The organism is Arthrobacter sp. TMN-50 (assembly GCF_054511125.1).
The window spans coordinates 264,354-279,960 of the sequence record NZ_JBTNDG010000001.1; the positions used below are offsets into that span (position 1 = coordinate 264,354).

General features: G+C 66.8%; 15 protein-coding genes. 6 read left to right on the plus strand and 9 right to left on the minus strand.

All coding sequences use genetic code 11. The annotated features are described in order from the left end of the window. Window positions 1–64: 64 nt before the first annotated feature. A complete protein-coding gene (locus ACX80A_RS01230; protein WP_459257862.1) occupies window positions 65–904 on the plus strand; it encodes a MetQ/NlpA family ABC transporter substrate-binding protein in 840 nt (279 codons plus the stop codon). Between the two features lie 78 nt (window positions 905–982). Here ACX80A_RS01230 and hemL read toward each other — a convergent pair whose 3' ends face one another. From hemL to hemE, 8 genes are all read right to left on the minus strand, one after another. After that, complete coding sequence (hemL, locus tag ACX80A_RS01235) at window positions 983–2,308, minus strand: glutamate-1-semialdehyde 2,1-aminomutase (RefSeq protein WP_459257864.1); 1,326 nt, start codon at window positions 2,306–2,308, stop codon at window positions 983–985. Window positions 2,309–2,313: 5 nt separating this feature from the next. Continuing rightward, a complete protein-coding gene (hemB, locus tag ACX80A_RS01240) occupies window positions 2,314–3,291 on the minus strand; it encodes a porphobilinogen synthase (protein WP_459257866.1) in 978 nt (325 codons plus the stop codon). Between the two features lie 30 nt (window positions 3,292–3,321). Next, window positions 3,322–4,260, minus strand: coding sequence for a uroporphyrinogen-III synthase (locus ACX80A_RS01245; protein ID WP_459257867.1), 939 nt, complete (start codon window positions 4,258–4,260; stop codon window positions 3,322–3,324). Beyond that, window positions 4,257–5,210, minus strand: a complete 954-nt coding sequence (gene hemC / locus ACX80A_RS01250; RefSeq protein WP_459257869.1) for a hydroxymethylbilane synthase — start codon at window positions 5,208–5,210, stop codon at window positions 4,257–4,259. The genes ACX80A_RS01245 and hemC overlap by 4 nt, the downstream gene beginning before the upstream one ends. Continuing rightward, on the minus strand, window positions 5,207–6,421 hold the full coding sequence (locus ACX80A_RS01255; RefSeq protein ID WP_459257870.1) for a ferrochelatase: 1,215 nt from the start codon (window positions 6,419–6,421) through the stop codon (window positions 5,207–5,209). The genes hemC and ACX80A_RS01255 overlap by 4 nt, the downstream gene beginning before the upstream one ends. Next, window positions 6,418–7,134 (minus strand): hydrogen peroxide-dependent heme synthase, encoded by a 717-nt coding sequence (hemQ, locus tag ACX80A_RS01260; RefSeq protein ID WP_459257871.1) that lies wholly within the window; start codon window positions 7,132–7,134, stop codon window positions 6,418–6,420. Before hemQ ends, ACX80A_RS01255 begins: the two co-directional genes overlap by 4 nt. A 72-nt stretch (window positions 7,135–7,206) precedes the next feature. Then, a complete protein-coding gene (hemG, locus tag ACX80A_RS01265) occupies window positions 7,207–8,658 on the minus strand; it encodes a protoporphyrinogen oxidase (RefSeq protein ID WP_459258341.1) in 1,452 nt (483 codons plus the stop codon). Window positions 8,659–8,684: 26 nt separating this feature from the next. After that, window positions 8,685–9,746 (minus strand): uroporphyrinogen decarboxylase, encoded by a 1,062-nt coding sequence (hemE, locus tag ACX80A_RS01270; protein WP_459257872.1) that lies wholly within the window; start codon window positions 9,744–9,746, stop codon window positions 8,685–8,687. A 189-nt stretch (window positions 9,747–9,935) separates the two neighbouring features. On the opposite strand from hemE, the gene ACX80A_RS01275 reads away from it, so the two are divergent. Further along, window positions 9,936–11,258 carry a glutamyl-tRNA reductase gene (locus ACX80A_RS01275; protein WP_459257873.1) on the plus strand — a complete coding sequence of 441 codons (1,323 nt, stop codon included), beginning with the start codon at window positions 9,936–9,938 and terminating at the stop codon, window positions 11,256–11,258. A gap of 260 nt (window positions 11,259–11,518) precedes the next feature. On the opposite strand, the gene moeB is transcribed toward ACX80A_RS01275, so the two are convergent. Beyond that, the gene (moeB, locus tag ACX80A_RS01280; protein WP_459257874.1) at window positions 11,519–12,691 is read right to left on the minus strand and encodes a molybdopterin-synthase adenylyltransferase MoeB; all 1,173 of its coding nucleotides are present in this window, start codon (window positions 12,689–12,691) and stop codon (window positions 11,519–11,521) included. 140 nt (window positions 12,692–12,831) lie between these two features. Between moeB and ACX80A_RS01285 the strand changes: the two genes are divergently transcribed. From ACX80A_RS01285 to ACX80A_RS01300, 4 genes are read left to right on the plus strand one after another with little or no spacing between them, the layout of a single operon-like run. Then, a complete protein-coding gene (locus ACX80A_RS01285; protein WP_459257876.1) occupies window positions 12,832–13,452 on the plus strand; it encodes a TetR/AcrR family transcriptional regulator in 621 nt (206 codons plus the stop codon). Window positions 13,453–13,506: 54 nt separating this feature from the next. Beyond that, entirely contained in the window at window positions 13,507–13,731 is a 225-nt protein-coding gene (locus ACX80A_RS01290; RefSeq protein WP_196840326.1) for a DUF3107 domain-containing protein, read from the plus strand. A gap of 27 nt (window positions 13,732–13,758) precedes the next feature. Beyond that, window positions 13,759–14,061 (plus strand): hypothetical protein, encoded by a 303-nt coding sequence (locus ACX80A_RS01295; RefSeq protein WP_459257877.1) that lies wholly within the window; start codon window positions 13,759–13,761, stop codon window positions 14,059–14,061. Between the two features lie 49 nt (window positions 14,062–14,110). Then, the gene (locus ACX80A_RS01300) at window positions 14,111–15,574 is read left to right on the plus strand and encodes a protein adenylyltransferase SelO (protein ID WP_459257878.1); all 1,464 of its coding nucleotides are present in this window, start codon (window positions 14,111–14,113) and stop codon (window positions 15,572–15,574) included. Window positions 15,575–15,607 lie beyond the last annotated feature (33 nt).

A 15,607-nucleotide genomic window follows, 5' to 3' on the forward strand; every position in this document is an offset into this window, starting at 1 on the left:
CATCCGCACCGCGGGCACCACCCGCACTACATTTTTGCACCCTCCCGAAAGGAAACCTGTTCTGTTGCGCAAGCTACTTACCCTCGCCGCCACCGGTGTCGCTGCTTCCCTGGCGCTGAGCGCCTGTGGTGGTTCCACTGCCCCCGCCGTCGTCTCCTCACTTGATCCGGCGAACCCGGAGACCATCACCGTCGGAGCGAGCCCCCAGCCGCATGCCAGGATCCTCGAGTTCATCGATGAAAACCTTGCCGAAGGGGCCGGGCTGGACCTGGAAATCACTGAGTTCGACGATTACACCACCCCCAACATTGCCCTCAGCGACGGGGACCTGGACGCCAACTACTTCCAGCACCTGCCGTATTTCGAGAGCCAGGTCGAAGGTCAGGGCTACGAGTTCGCCCACGGCGAGGGCGTCCACATTGAACCCTATGCAGCCTTCTCCGAGCAGCACCAGGACGTTTCCGACGTCCCCGAGGGTGGTCGCATCGCGATCACCAATGACCCCTCCAATCAGGCCCGTGCCCTGACCCTGTTGCAGGACGCCGGTCTCCTTGAGGACATTGCCGACGACGCGTCGGTGCTCGCCCTGACTCCGGAGCAGAACCCGATGGGACTGGAGTTCATCGAGAACCAGCCGGAACTGCTGCTCAACGACCTGCAGGACCCCAGCGTTGACCTGGCCATCATCAATGGCAACTACATCCTGGATGCGGGCCTGAGCACCACCGACGCCCTGGTCGTGGAGTCCCTGGAGGGCAACCCATACGCCAATTTCCTGGCCTGGAACACCGCCTCCGACGGCGATGCCCGGATCGACAAGCTCGAGGAACTGCTGCACTCCCCAGAGGTGGCCGCCTACATTGAGGACCAGTGGCCCAGCGGAGACGTTGCCCCCGCGTCCTAGCGATCACACGTCGCACCATTAGAAGAACCCCGCACCGGAACGGACATCGTTCCGGTGCGGGGTTCTTCTGCGTAGGCGTCAGCTGGAAGGCGTCGCCGCCGCGGCGGCCGCAGCAGCGGCCGGCAGGGCGTCGTGGATCAGGTTCATGGCGGCGTCGTCGTGCGCCGAGGAGAGGAACCAAGCCTCAAAGACCGACGGCGGCAGATACACCCCGGAGTCCAGCATGGAGTGGAAGAAAGGCGCGTAACGGTAGGACTCCTGTGCCAGCGCGTCGGCGTAATTGCTGACCCCTGCCGACGACGTCCCAAACGCCACGCTGAACAGGTTCCCTGCCCGCTGGATTGAATGGTCGACGCCGGCGCGGTCCAGCTCGGTGGACAACGCACCCGAGAGTGCCAGTGAGGTGGCGTCGATGTGCCGGTAGACGTCGGCCGTTGCGTGGGTCAGCTGCGCCACCCCCGCAGCCATCGCCAACGGGTTACCGGACAGCGTGCCGGCTTGGTAGACGGGGCCCAGCGGAGCGAGCTGGTTCATGACCTCCTCGCGGCCGCCCAGAGCCGCCGCGGGCAGTCCACCGCCGATCACCTTCCCAAATGTCAGCAGGTCCGGCGTCCAGGCCTCCTCGGCGCCTGCCGCACCGCCGGTGAGACCCCAATACCCGCCGGGGCCGACCCGGAATCCGGTGAGGACCTCGTCGACGATGAGCAGCGCTCCGTGAGCGGCGGTAATCCTGGCCAGGCCCGCGTTGAACCCGGGGGCGGGCGCAACTACTCCCATGTTGGCTGGGGCCGCTTCGGTGATGACCGCGGCAATGGCATCGCCGTGATCGGCGAACGCCGCTTCCACAGCAGCGAGGTCGTTATAGGGCAGCACCAGGGTTTCCGCGGCTGTGGCAGCGGTGACCCCGGCTGAGCCTGGGAGTGCCAGTGTGGCCACCCCTGAGCCGGCGGCGGCCAGTAGGGAATCCAGGTGCCCGTGATAGCAACCGGCGAACTTGACGATCAGGTTGCGTCCGGTGAAGCCTCGGGCCAGCCGGACGGCTGTCATTGTCGCTTCGGTCCCGGTGGATACCATCCGGAGCCGTTCGACGGCGGGTACCCGGTCCTGGACCAGTTGGGCGAGGTCAGCCTCGGCGGGGGTGGATGCCCCGAAGGACAGCCCCTTGTCGGCCGCGCTATGCACCGCCTCAAGGACTGCCGGGTGGGCGTGCCCCAACAGGGCCGGCCCCCAGGAGCAGACCAGGTCAACATACTCCCGGCCGTCGGCGTCCGTGACATGGGGGCCGTTGGCCGACACGAGGAAGCGGGGGGTGCCGCCCACCGAGCCAAACGCCCGGACCGGCGAATTCACACCGCCCGGCATCAGCGTCTGTGCGCGGGCGAAGAGGTCTTCTGAAACGGTCATCGGTGTTACTCCTTCAGCCAGCCGGCAAGTTCGGCGGCCCAGTAGGTCAGGATGATGTTCGCCCCGGCTCGTTTGATGCCGAGAACTGATTCTTCGATGGCCCGACGGCGGTCGATCCAGCCGTTGGCTGCAGCGGCCTCGATCATCGCGTACTCCCCCGAGATCTGGTAGGCCCCCACCGGTACGGGAGACAGTGCCGCGACGTCGGCAAGGATGTCGAGGTAGCTCATGGCCGGTTTGACCATCACCATGTCGGCACCTTCCTCGAGGTCCAGTTCCACCTCGAGGAGGGCCTCGCGGCGGTTTGCTGAGTCCATTTGGTAGGTGCGACGATCACCCGTCAGCTGGGAGTCAACAGCCTCCCGGAACGGGCCGTAGAACGCCGAGGCGTATTTCGCGGCGTAGGCGAGGACCGCTGTCTCCTGGTGTCCCGCTCCCTCCAGGGCCTGCCGGATAACCGCCACCTGGCCGTCCATCATGCCCGAGGGGCCGAGGACGTGAGCTCCGGCATTGGCCTGGGCAACCGCCATTTCGGAGTACGCCGCCAGCGTCGCATCATTGTCGACGGTGCCGTCGGCTGCCAGCACACCGCAGTGCCCATGGTCGGTGAACTCGTCAAGACACACGTCGCTCATGATCACCAGGTCATCGCCCACCTCAGCCCTGACATCTGCGATCGCCCGGTTCAGGACTCCGTCCGGGTCCAGCCCCGCGCTTCCCGTCGCATCGCGGTGCGCGGGGATGCCGAACAGCATGATCCCGCCGACGCCCAACTCGACGGCCTCAGCGGCGACGCGCTTCAGCGACTCGGTGGTGTGTTGCACCACGCCCGGCATCGAGGAAATCGGGTGCGGGCTGGTGAGGCCTTCCCTGATGAACGCTGGCAGGACCAGCTCGGCGGGACTGAGCCGGTGTTCGGCGGTCAGACGACGCAGTGCCGGCGTGGTCCGCAGTCGGCGGGGCCGGTGTTGGGGGAAACTCATGGGTGCTCCTTTTCTCTTGCGCTTAGCCTGTCACGATGGTGGGTGCTCGCGCACCGCTGCGGCGATGGCGTCGGCGATACCCGCCGGGGTGGGCTGCGCGGCGACAGCCCCTCCGGGCATCCCGTACTTCGCCGCCTCATCGGCGGTCGTGGCACCGATCATCACCGCAGCCAGTCCGGTGGGAAGGGTGCCCGGCCAGGCGGCGGGGGCTCCGTCCGACAGTTGGCGCACAGTGCTCGGAGAGGTGAAGACCACCGCGTCGACGTCGCCCGCACCGGCCGCCGCCCAGAACCCATCCCGATCCAGTTCAGTAACAGTGTCGGCATGGGCACCGGCGTCGTTGGCTTCCGGGGTGTCTGATCCCGCACGATACGGTGCAATGTCAGCCGTGATCCGGCGACCGGGATCCGCTGGGTAGGGGACGGTGAGATACGCGGTGACTCGCAACAGGTCCCAACCCTGACCGATCAGTGCTCGTCCGAGGGTCTCGGCCGCAAGGTCGGCCTGCGGCAACAGTATTCGTCCCTCGGGTGCCAGCCGGGCGAAAGCTGCCGCAAGCCCAGCCGCCGAGCTTCCCCCATCAACCTTTCCCGGCACCAGGTCGACACGGATACTCTCGGCGGCCAGCGCCCCGGCCGTCGCCTGGCCGACCGCAGCAATCCGTGTACTGGGGTGAAGAGCTGCGGCGAGGTCCCCACCGCGTTCCGCCGAGCGCTGTTTCAGCGCGCGGACGGTGGTGGAGCTGGTCACCAGAAGCCAGGCAAATCCCCCGTTGCGTAGCAGGTCAAGCGCGGCGTCGAGCGGCCCGGCGTCCTCGGGGGTGACAAAATCGATCAGGGGGAGCAACCGCACGCTTGCTCCCCGGGACAATAGCTCCTCTACCACCGGCCCTGACCGGTCGGCACCGCGTAGCAGCACCACCCGGACACCGTCCAGCGGCAGCGGGTCGGGAGCCGGGACTGGGGTCATCCGAGAGTGAGCGGCGCAATGGCCGCGGCACCGGCGTCGAGCAGATCCTCGGCGAGGCCCACACCCAGCGCGTCGGCCCCCTCGGCTGTCAGGTCGCGGCTTGAGCGCGCCAACCGGAGCAAATTTGTTCCGTCGAGGCTACAGACCACCGCCTGCAACCCGAGGAGCCCGTCGGTGACTGTGGCAAGGGCGCCGATCGGGGCGCTGCAGCCCGCTTCGAGACGGCGGAGCACCGCCCGTTCAGCGGTAACCGCCAGCCGGGTTTCGGCGTCGTCGTAGTGGCGCAGGGCGGCTGCGAAGGTAGAGCCGGCGGCGTCGCTGGTCCTGCACTCGACGGCGAGCGCCCCCTGGCCGGGGGCGGACAGCATGACTGCCGGGTCGATGAGCTCAGTAATGAGGTTTTCCCGGCCCAGCCGGATCAGGCCAGCCGCAGCGAGCACCACGGCGTCGAGGTCGCCCGGACCAGCGTCCGTCAGGCCGGTGACCCGACCCAACCGGGTGTCCACGTTGCCCCGGATATCGATAACGTTGAGCCCGGGCCGCGCTGCCCGGAGCTGGGCGGCCCGGCGAGGGGACCCCGTTCCGACGGTCGCACCGTCCGGTAGGGCGGCGAGGGTCAGACCGTCCCGGGCGCACAGGGCATCCCGAGTGTCGGCCCGCTCCGGGATGGCCGCTACCGTCAAGCCGTCGGCGGGAGTGGTCGGAAGGTCCTTCAGGGAGTGGACAGCGAGGTCACACCGGTCATCGAGGAGGGCATCACGAAGCGCCGCAACGAAAACACCTGTCCCGCCGATCTGCGTCAGAGACCCCTTGTGGACGTCTCCCTCGGTGCGGATCCGGACCAGCTCGTGGGCGACTCCGCTCAGCTCGCTGACCCGCTCGGCGACGGTGGTGGTCTGGGTCAGCGCCAGCACGCTGGCCCGGGTGCCGACCCGCAGCGGTTGGGTCACGTCGCCGGGGCCGTCCCTGGCAGGCCGACAGTCGAGTCTGCTGCAGCAACCGTGGGTTTGGGCCCGCGGCGGTTGGCGCAGCAGTTGGGGCGGCACACATCAAACCAGGGGCCCAGCTGCGTGGCGGACGGCCGGTCGGCAATATTATTGGCAACAGTGCGTTCGCAGATCAGGTCAATCAGACCGGCGACGAACTTTTTGTGGGTGCCGGGGGTGGGCACCCGCTCGGCGAGGACCCCCAGGTCGGCACAGGTTTCGAGGGCCTCCGTGTCCAGGTCCCACTTCACTTCCATGTGGTCACTGACGAAACCCAGGGGAACGATGACGACACCCTTGGTACCGGCAGCCGCGAGCTCCTTGATGGCATCGTTGATGTCCGGCTCCAGCCACGGCACATGCGGGGCACCGGACCGGGACTGGTAGACCAGCGACCAGTCGACGCCAGCCGATTCCGGAACCCGGTCCAGGACCGCCTGCGCGGTGGCCAGGTGCTGCGCCACGTAAGCTCCTTCGGCGTAGGCGGGACCGCCGTCGGCCTCACCGTTGACGCGGGGCCCGGCGGCGTCGGCGTCGCCAGTGGGAATCGAATGGGTGGCGAAGAGGACGTGGATGGGGGCCTCGGCGTTGCCACTCTCACTCAGCTTCTGGCGTAGGCCCGACAGTCCTTCGGTGACACCCTCGATAAAGGGCTCGACGAAGCCGGGGTGGTCGAAGTACTGCCTGACCTTGTCCACTTCGAGTTTTCCGTCGAGGCCGGTCTCGACCAGGGCCATGCCCAGGTCTTCCCGGTACTGGCGGCAACTTGAGTAGCAGGAGTAGGCGCTGGTGGTGACGGTGAGGACCCGGCGGTGCCCGGCGTCGTACGCCTCCTGCAGGGTGTCCGCGATGAACGGCGCCCAGTTACGGTTGCCCCAGTACACCGGCAGGTTGATGCCACGGCTGGCCAGTTCGGCTTCCATTGCCGCCTTGAGTGCGCGGTTCTGGGCGTTGATGGGGCTGATGCCGCCGTTGACGCGGTAGTGGTGGGAAACCTCTTCGAGCCGCTCATCGGGGATTCCCCGGCCCCGTGTGACGTTCCGCAGGAACGGAATGACGTCTTCCTGGCCTTCGGGTCCGCCGAAGGAGGCGAGGACGATCGCGTCGTACTCCTTGGGCGCCATCCGCCCGTTGTCGTCCACACCGTCAAGGGGGTGGAATGCTTGGGCTGTCATCGGAGCACCTCTGCGATCTCGGCGGTATCAATCCGCCGTCCGGTGTAAAAAGGAATCTCGTCGCGGACGTGCCGCCGGGCCTCGGTCTCCCGCAGATGACGCATCAGGTCCACCAGGTCAACCAGTTCAGGTGCCTCCAGCGCGAGGATCCATTCCCAGTCGCCGAGCGCGAAGGACGAGACGGTGTTCGAAAGGACCTGCGGGTACTCGCGGCCCTTCATGCCATGGTCGTAGAGCATTTCGCGCCGTTCTTCGGACGGCAGAATGTACCAGTCGTAGGAGCGGACGAAAGGGTAGACGCAGACCCATTCCGCCGGGGCCAGCCCACGGGAAAAGGCAGGGCTGTGGCTCTTCGAGAATTCGGCGTCGCGGTGGACGCCCATGGCCGACCAGACGATCTCGGCGCCAGCGAATTCCGCCGTCCGGCGGATCTTCCTGACCGCGGCCTGCAATACCTCCGGTCGTGAACCGTGCAGCCAGACCATCACGTCGGCGTCCTCGCGCATGGCCGACACGTCGTAGAAGCCGCGCAGCGTCGCGCCGTCGGTGACGAGGGAGGCCAGGACGGCGTCGAGGGATCCGGTCGCTGCGGCCTGGGTGACAGCGCTCCGTTTGAACACCGTCCAAAGGGTGAAGAACTGCTCAACCGCGGTGTCGCCTGCGGTGGCTGTTGAAGGATTCTGCGTGTGCTCCGTGCGGGTTTGCTCACTCATGGTACTAGTCTGCCCCGCAGTGAGGAACAAACCGAAATTTGCGGTTCTACCGCACGTAGAAAGTTGTTAAAATCACAAACCGGTCGGGTCGCTGGCGCGCGGGACGAGCCTGTCGGCGAGCGCTGTGGCACGCACCCTGGCGTCGTCAATAACGGCGACCAGCCCCGTTCCGGCGAGCCAGGCGCCGGTGATCTCGAGGTTGCGTTGGGCTGCTGCGGCCGCCCGCACCCGTGCCACCAGGTCGCGGTGCCCCACCGAGGCGTGCGGAAGCGACCCGTTCCAACGGACCACCGTCCAGCCCACCACGTCGGCATCCTCGATGGTGGTTTCCAACAGCGTTGAGGCATCGGCGAGCGCCACGCGGTACAGGCCGGCGTCGTCGGCTACCTCGTCGCCCACCTGACCGGCCCGGCCGTAGGACAGTCGCAGCACATGGCTGCCGGGTCCCGCCTGATCGGCGAGCCAGGCCCACTTCGCGGTGGCGTGGGTGAGTGCTTTGGCGCTGACCCCTTCGGCCCCGGCGGCGACCAGGACCCCCGTCCCGCGCGGGTGGGCGTCGAGTTCCGGGACGTCGACGACGAGGGTCACCAACGCTACCCCGGGCACGGTCTGGGGGCGGTCGGCGATCAGGCGCGGCAGGGCAGCACCGAGGAGGTCGACCGCCCCGGGCCCATCCACCGCCATGACCAATGCATCAGCGGCCAGGGCCCCGTCCGCTGTGGTGACACTCCAACCGGTTCCCGCCCCGGCGAGATCGAGCGCCTCGGTGCCCGGCCTGAGGTCCGCTCCGCTGGCGCGCAGTTCGGCGGTCAGAACACGGGTGAGTTGGGCCATGCCCCCACTCAGTCCCCCGACGGCGGAGCCGGCTGGTGCCGCCGCCCGCATGGCACCCACCGCCGCGCCAAGGGACCCGTGCTTTTTCATCATGGTGCGAAGTCCCGGCGCCACCGAGTCAACGTCGAGGTCGTCAGGAGCTGCTGAAAACACCCCGCCTACTACCGGCTCGACCAGACGGGTGAGTACGTCTACACCCATCCGGGCGCGCACCACCTCGCCGAGACTGACCCCCTCGTCCTTGTACAAGCTGCCCAGCGGGAGCACCTTGTCCAATGACGCCCTCAAGGCACCGGCCCTGCCAATCGCCCGCACAATGTCGGGGTCGAGGACGTCGGCCGGAATGCCGAGGATGCCGCTGCGCGGCAGCGGCATGGCACTGTGTTGGGGGTCCTTGCCGGGGAAACGGATCCAGGCCCCCACCGGGTTGGGGGTGACGAGTCGTTCTTCGAGGCCGAGCTCGCGGGCGAGGGCCGGCACCGTATCGGAGCGGGTCGAATACGACTCAGCCCCGCTGTCCAGCCGCAGACCTGCCACCTCGTGGTCGGCCACACAACCGCCAAACGTCGCCGAGCGTTCAAGCACGGTGACGGCCAGGCCACGTTTGACCAGTTCCCGGGCGGTGATCAGACCGGCCATGCCACCGCCGATCACGACGACGGAGGGAGCCGCCGTCGACCTCCCGGGCATTGGGCTGCTGCTGCGGTGCGGCACGGCTACGGTTCCACCGAGTGGATGAGCTCAACGATGCGGGTCAGCACGGCGGGGTCCGTTTCCGGAGGAACACCATGGCCCAGGTTGACCACGTGCCCGGGAGCGGCTGCTCCGGCCCTCAGGACGTCGAGCACGTGGGCTTCGAGCACTTCCCACGGCGCGGAGAGCAACGCCGGGTCGATGTTGCCCTGCAGCGGTACGGTGCCGCCCAGTCGGCGGCTGGCTTCGTCCAGGGGCAGCCGGTAGTCGACTCCCACGACGTCGACGCCGACGTCGTGCATCGCGACCAGCAGCTCCGACGTTCCCGTGCCGAAGTGGATCAGGGGGGCGCCGAGGCCGCGCACGAAGTCAAGGGCCCGGCCCGATGCAGGGGCGACGTGAGCGATGTAGTCGGCCAAACCCAGGGAGCCAGCCCAGGAGTCGAACAGCTGGGCGGCGCTGGCTCCGGCCTCCAGCTGCGCCCTCAGGAACTTACCTGACGCGTCAGCGGCCCAGCGGGTCAGCGCGCCCCAGGTTTCGGGATCGGAATGCATCATGGTGCGCGGCCCGAGGTGGTCGCGGGACGGTTTGCCTTCAACCATGTACGCGGCCAGGGTGAACGGCGCACCGGCGAAGCCGATGAGCGGGGTACTCCCCAGTTCTGCCACCGTCAGGGCGATTGCCTGCCGGATCGGTTCAAGAGCTTCATCGGTGAGCTCCGGCAGGGCCGCGACGTCGGCGGCGGTGCAGATCGGTGCGCCCAGGACCGGGCCGATCCCGGGAACGATGTCGACGTCGACGCCGGCCAGCCTGAGCGGGATCACAATGTCGGAGAAGAAGATGGCGGCGTCGACGTCGTGTCTGCGGACCGGCTGCAGGGTAATCTCCGAGGCCATCGCCGGGTCGAGGCAAGAGTCCAGCATGGCCGTACCCTGCCGCAGCTGCCGGTATTCGGGGAGGGATCGGCCGGCCTGGCGCATGAACCACACCGGGCGCCGGCTGGGCCGCTCACCGCGGTAGGCCGAGATCAGCGGCGAGGAGGACGTCCGGCCGTCTACCAGGGGGTGTGTTGCACTCAAAGTCATATCTCGATTGTGCCCAAGTTCGGCCGGTTTGGTTAACCAGCACACTGGTGGCGCACCTCAGCCACCGGCCGGGATGCCCGGAGGTGGCGAATCTCACCCCTCGACGGGGACCAAAATCAACTGAGGGCCGACGAACTTAGGCGAACCTATTCGGGGTCAATCACCGCGCTTCGCTATGCTGATGAGGCTGTGGTTTTACTATCTCTGGTTGCAACCCATTCCGATGTGGATCTGGAAACCGTCGCCCGACTCAGTGTCGGCGCCGACCAGGTCGCATCCGCTGTGCTCGCCGATGGACCCGCAGTTTCAGGGGCCGTTACCCTCGCTACCTGCAACCGTCTCGAAATTTACTGCGACGCTGCCTCTGCCGACGACGTGGAAGCCGCACGCTCGGCCGTCATTTCCCGGATCAGCGGACTCTCCGGACTTCCCGAAAGCTGGGTTTCAGCGGCGTTTACTACCCGCACCGGCGAGGATGTGGCTCGTCACCTGTTTGCTGTCGGCGCTGGCCTCGATTCGGCAGTTGTCGGAGAACGCGAAATAGCTGGCCAGGTGCGGCGTGCGCTGATCGAATCCCAGGCGAATGGCACCACCAGTGGGCCCCTCGTCCGTTTGTTTCAGGAAGCCTCCCGCACCGCCAAGGATGTTGGTGCGCAGACGGCGCTGGGCAGCCAGGGCCGGTCCATCGTGTCGGTGGCCCTCGAACTCGCCGCTGACCTGTCGCTGACCCGCGAGTTCGCCGACAAGTCAGTGGTCGTGTTTGGCACCGGTGCATACGCGGGTGCCACCATGGCTCTGCTCAAGGAGAAGGGGTGCACTGACGTCTCCGTCTTTTCGTCGTCGGGACGGGCCGAAACGTTTGTGTCAACCCGTGGCGGCGTCGCCCTCACCCCTGACAATCTCCCCGCCGCCTTGGCTGCCGCCGACATTGTGGTGGGCTGCAGCGGCAGCGACAACCGGGTGGAGGCCGACGACGTCGAACGGGTTCGTGCAGGCGTGGCTAAACCGCTGATCGTTGTCGACCTGGCATTGAGCCACGACTTCGACCCCGCCGTCGGATCGCTAGCCGAGGTGGAGTTGATCACCCTGGAGTCGGTCAGGCTTGCTGCGCCCAGTGAGCAGGCCGCCGCGCTGAGTCAGGCTAGCACCCTGGTGGCCGATGCCGCCCGTACCTTCCAGGAACGGCAGGACTCGCGGGCGATGGACACCGCGATTGTCGCGCTGCGGAAGCACACCCAGCAGGTACTTGAGTCGGAAATGCAGAAGGTCAGGGCCCAGCACGGCTGCACCGCTGCCGCTGAAGAGGTCGAGTTCGCGCTCCGCCGGATGGTTCGCCAGCTTCTCCACGTTCCCACGGTTCGCGCCCGCGAACTGGCCGCGGAGGGCAGGCAGCAGGACTACGCCGCTGCCCTTGAGGCCCTGTACGGGATCGACCTTGAGGCGCCGGGGGTGCGTCCGAACGAGGCCGCCTGCCCGGTGCGGCAGGACCCGCCAGCAGCTGGCACTGCCTAAAACTCGCTGAGGCGTTCCGCGGCGATCAAGGCACGGCTTGCCGCGGCCCTTCTTCGCGGTCCCTGCAAATGGCGCCGTCCTCGAAAGTATTGTGCAGTACCGGTGGGTGGGCCGAAACTATTGTTCAGCACTGGCGGGTGCGAGACCCGGCCACCCGCCAGAGCTGCGCACAAGATCCCGACCCCGCCGCATCCACCCCAACCAACCCACCACAGCTGCGCACAAGATCCCGACGCCGCTGCTTCGGTGTGGCCCGTGGCTTAGTAGACCGGTTTGTGAGGCTCGATCTGACTGACCCATTCAAGGATTCCGCCGTCCACGTTGTAGACCCGTGAGTGTCCGGCCGCGCGAAGGTGCTGCACCACGTCGGCCGACCGACTGCCAGCCTTGCAGTGCACGTACACGTCGCGGTCCGTGGTGACTTTGCGCTCCCCGGACAGAATCGAATTCTTGGGCATCAGCGTTGCGCCATCAATGCTGACAATCTCGTACTCGCCCGGCTCCCGGACGTCGATAAGATCGAAGTCCAGGTCTCCGCTCTGCCGCTCGCGGAGCAAACGCTCCAGTTCGCCGACGCTGACCGACGGTACTTGAGCCGTCTGCCCGGCGGGCACACCGCAGAACGACTGGTAGTCGATCAGCTGGGTCACCGGCGCCGCCTCAGGATCCCGGCGGACCCTGACCTCCCGCCATGTCATCTCCAGCGCGTCGAAGATCAGCACCCGGCCCAGCAGGGACACCCCGGTCCCGGTAATCAGTTTGATTGCCTCATTCACCATCACCGAACCGATCTGCGCGCAGAGCACACCCAGGACTCCGCCCTCGGCACAGGACGGAACAGCCCCGGGGGGCGGTGCGTCGGGGTAGAGGTCCCGGTAGCTGGGTCCGTGCTTGGCCCAGAAGACGCTCACCTGGCCGTCAAACCGGAGGATCGAACCCCAGACGTAGGGCTTCCCCAGAATTTCCGCTGCGTCGCTGACCAGGTAGCGGGTGGCGAAGTTGTCGGTGCCGTCCAGGATCAGGTCATACTCGCCAAAGATTTCGAGCGCGTTGCTGTTGTCCAGCCGCACCTCATGCTGGCGAACCGTCACCAGCGGATTCAGCTCGGCGATGCTTTGCGCCGCCGACTCGGCCTTGGACTGGCCGACATTCGACACCCCGTGAATGATCTGCCGCTGCAGGTTGGAGACGTCGACGACGTCGTCGTCGACAATCCCGAGGGTCCCCACCCCCGCGGCCGCCAGATACAACAGGGCCGGTGACCCGAGCCCTCCGGCGCCGATCACCAGCACCCGCGCGTTCTTCAACCGCTGCTGGGCGGTGAGGCCGAATCCGGGAATGATCAGATGGCGGGAATAGCGCTCAGTTTCTTCACGAGACAGGTCAGCATCAGGTGCAACCAGGGGGGCGAGTGGCGCTGCAGGTGAGCTCATGCATCAAATGTATGCCCGTTGAACTCATCGATGCCAGCCGTACTCCCGGCAAGGATACCCGTGGGTAAACTGGAGGCTAATCCCCCGGGATCGCTTCCAGCGGGAGACGGTCCATCCACTTACCGAAGGCCAGAGGAAGCGTGAGCTCAGAAGCACCGACAGGCGGCAAAGCCACGCGCCTCCCGCGGGATGAGCGACGGCGCCAACTGCTGAACGCCGCGCACGAGGTCTTCGTCGCCAACGGCTACCACGGCGCCGCGATGGACGAGATCGCCGAAGTAGCCAAGGTCAGCAAACCGGTCCTGTACCAGCATTTCCCCGGCAAACGCGAGCTCTATCTGGCGTTGCTGGAGAACCACCTGGCCGAGCTGACCGCCCTCCTGGTCGATGCACTGCAATCCACCACCGACAACAAGCTGCGGGTGCACGCCACCATGCGGGCCTACTTCCAGTTCATTGCCCAGGACAGCCAGGCACACCGGCTCGTGTTCGAATCGGACCTGTTCAACGATCCGGATGTCAGCGGACGGCTGGAGGAGTTCAACGCGCGGTTCGCTGACGCCATTGCCGGGGTGATCGCTGAAGACACCCACCTGTCCCATCTGGAGGCCACCCTGCTCGGACACGGCCTGGCCGGCATGGCACAGGTCAGTGCACGGTACTGGCTGGAGACGGATGGCACCATGGACATCGACGCCGCGAGCGAGCTGATTTACCGTTTAGCTTGGCGCGGAATCAGTCGCTTCCCCAAGGAAATCTAGAGTAAGTTCCAGTGAGGACTTCACCCCTTTACCGCTTTACCAGGAGGAACCGCAGTGGAAATCAAAATTGGTATCCAGAACGTCAACCGCGAGATCGTTCTCGAGTCCGAGCAGACCGCCGACGAGGTTGCTGACATCGTGGCAAAGGCGATGAACGGTGGCTCCGAGCTTCGGCTCGCGGACAGCAAGGGGCGCCACGTGATTGTTCCCTCCAACGTGCTCGGCTACGTTGAAATTGGGGCCGAAGAGTCACGCCGGGTAGGTTTCGGAGCGCTCTAACCCGGTTACGATGCTGGGCGAGGGAGCATGCTGACGCTGCTGGCCGTCACTCTGGTGGCCCTGATGATTGGCTTCGTTGTGCAGGTCATTGACCGGACGCACCAGCGGCACAGCATGCTGCTCCTCCCTGGTATCGCCCTCCTCTCCGGCCTCCTGGGCTGGGTGATCATGCAATTCACTGGGCTGGGTTACCACCCCGAGTTGTTCTGGCTCAGCTGGCTGCTCCCCCTGCTCGCCACCGGAGTGGTAACCGTCGGAACCGCCTGGTGGCTCGGGCGGCACCGGGAAACGGAAGACGCTGCCGCACTCCGACGGGTGACTGGCTCCTGACGCCGCCGGCTCCTACCCGGTAGGAGCCGGCCCGCTGTACGCTCAATAGATGAGTGTGACACCCCAGCTAGCCCTCACCCTGGATAACCGTTTCGCTCGGGAGCTCAGCGAGATGGCAGTTCCGTGGCAGGCAGACGAGGCCCCCCATCCGCAGCTGCTTGTCCTTAATGAACTGCTGGCCGCTGGCCTGGGACTCGATCATGATTCCCTGCGCAGCGCCGACGGGCTGCGGCTGCTGACCGGTATTTCCCTTCCCGACGGCGCCGCCCCCGTGGCGCAGGCGTACTCGGGGCACCAATTTGGCGGGTTCTCTCCACGTCTCGGCGATGGCCGCGCACTGCTGCTCGGCGAACTCACCGATCCCACCGGCCGCGTCCACGACCTCCATCTCAAAGGGTCGGGGCGCACCCCGTTCGCCCGGGGCGGCGACGGCCTGGCAGCCGTGGGTCCGATGCTCCGCGAGTACCTCATCAGCGAGGCGATGCACGCCCTCGGCGTCCCCACCACCCGAGCTCTGGCAGTGGTCGGGACCGGCCGATCGGTGCGCCGCGACACCGAGCTGCCGGGGGCTGTGCTCGCGCGGGTGGCGGGCAGCCACCTACGGGTGGGGAGCTTCCAGTACGCCCGGGCAACCGGCGACGTCGGACTCCTCCGCCGCCTCGCCGATCACGCGGTTGCCCGCCACTACCCGGACGCCGCTCAGGCCGGGCAGCCCTATCTGGCCCTGTTCCGGGAGGTCGTGGCCGCCCAGGCATCGTTGGTGGCGCAATGGATGCTCATCGGTTTCGTGCACGGGGTCATGAATACCGACAACATGACCATCTCCGGTGAAACCATCGATTATGGGCCCTGCGCGTTCCTGGATGGGTTCGATCCGGCGACCGTCTACAGCTCCATCGACGAGAGCGGCCGCTATGCCTACGCCAACCAACCAGTGGTCGCCGAGTGGAACCTGGCGCGCCTCGCCGAGGCGCTCCTCCCCCTCCTTCACGACGAGCAGGAGCGGGCACTGGCGCTCGCCACCGAGGCGCTCGGCGGGTTCCGACAGCAGTATGGGAACGCATGGACCGCCGGGATGAAAATCAAACTCGGTCTGGTCGGCGCTCAGGATGATGCAGTGGTCCTGCAGCTCATCGACGATCTCCTCGTCCTGCTCGAAGCGGACCGGGTCGACTACACGTCCTTCTTCAGACATCTCGGTGCCGCCGCGTCGGACGGCGCCGGCCCCGTCGGCTCCCTCTTTGCCAGCCCTGCGGGCGTGGTCGCCTGGATGGAACGGTGGCGCTCCCACGGTCCAGACGCCGTCGTCATGGCGAACACCAATCCTGTGTACATTCCCCGTAACCACCTGGTGGAGGAAGCGCTCGACGCCGCCACCGCCGGGAATCTCGAACCATTCGAGCGGCTGCTGGCCGCCGTGACCTCCCCGTACGAGGAGCGTGCGGGCCTTCAGCGCTACGCCGCTGCGGCCCCCAAAGACTTCGGCGTGTACCGGACCTACTGCGGCACCTGACTCCTGCTCCCGAGCTGGGGGACGAAACAGCCC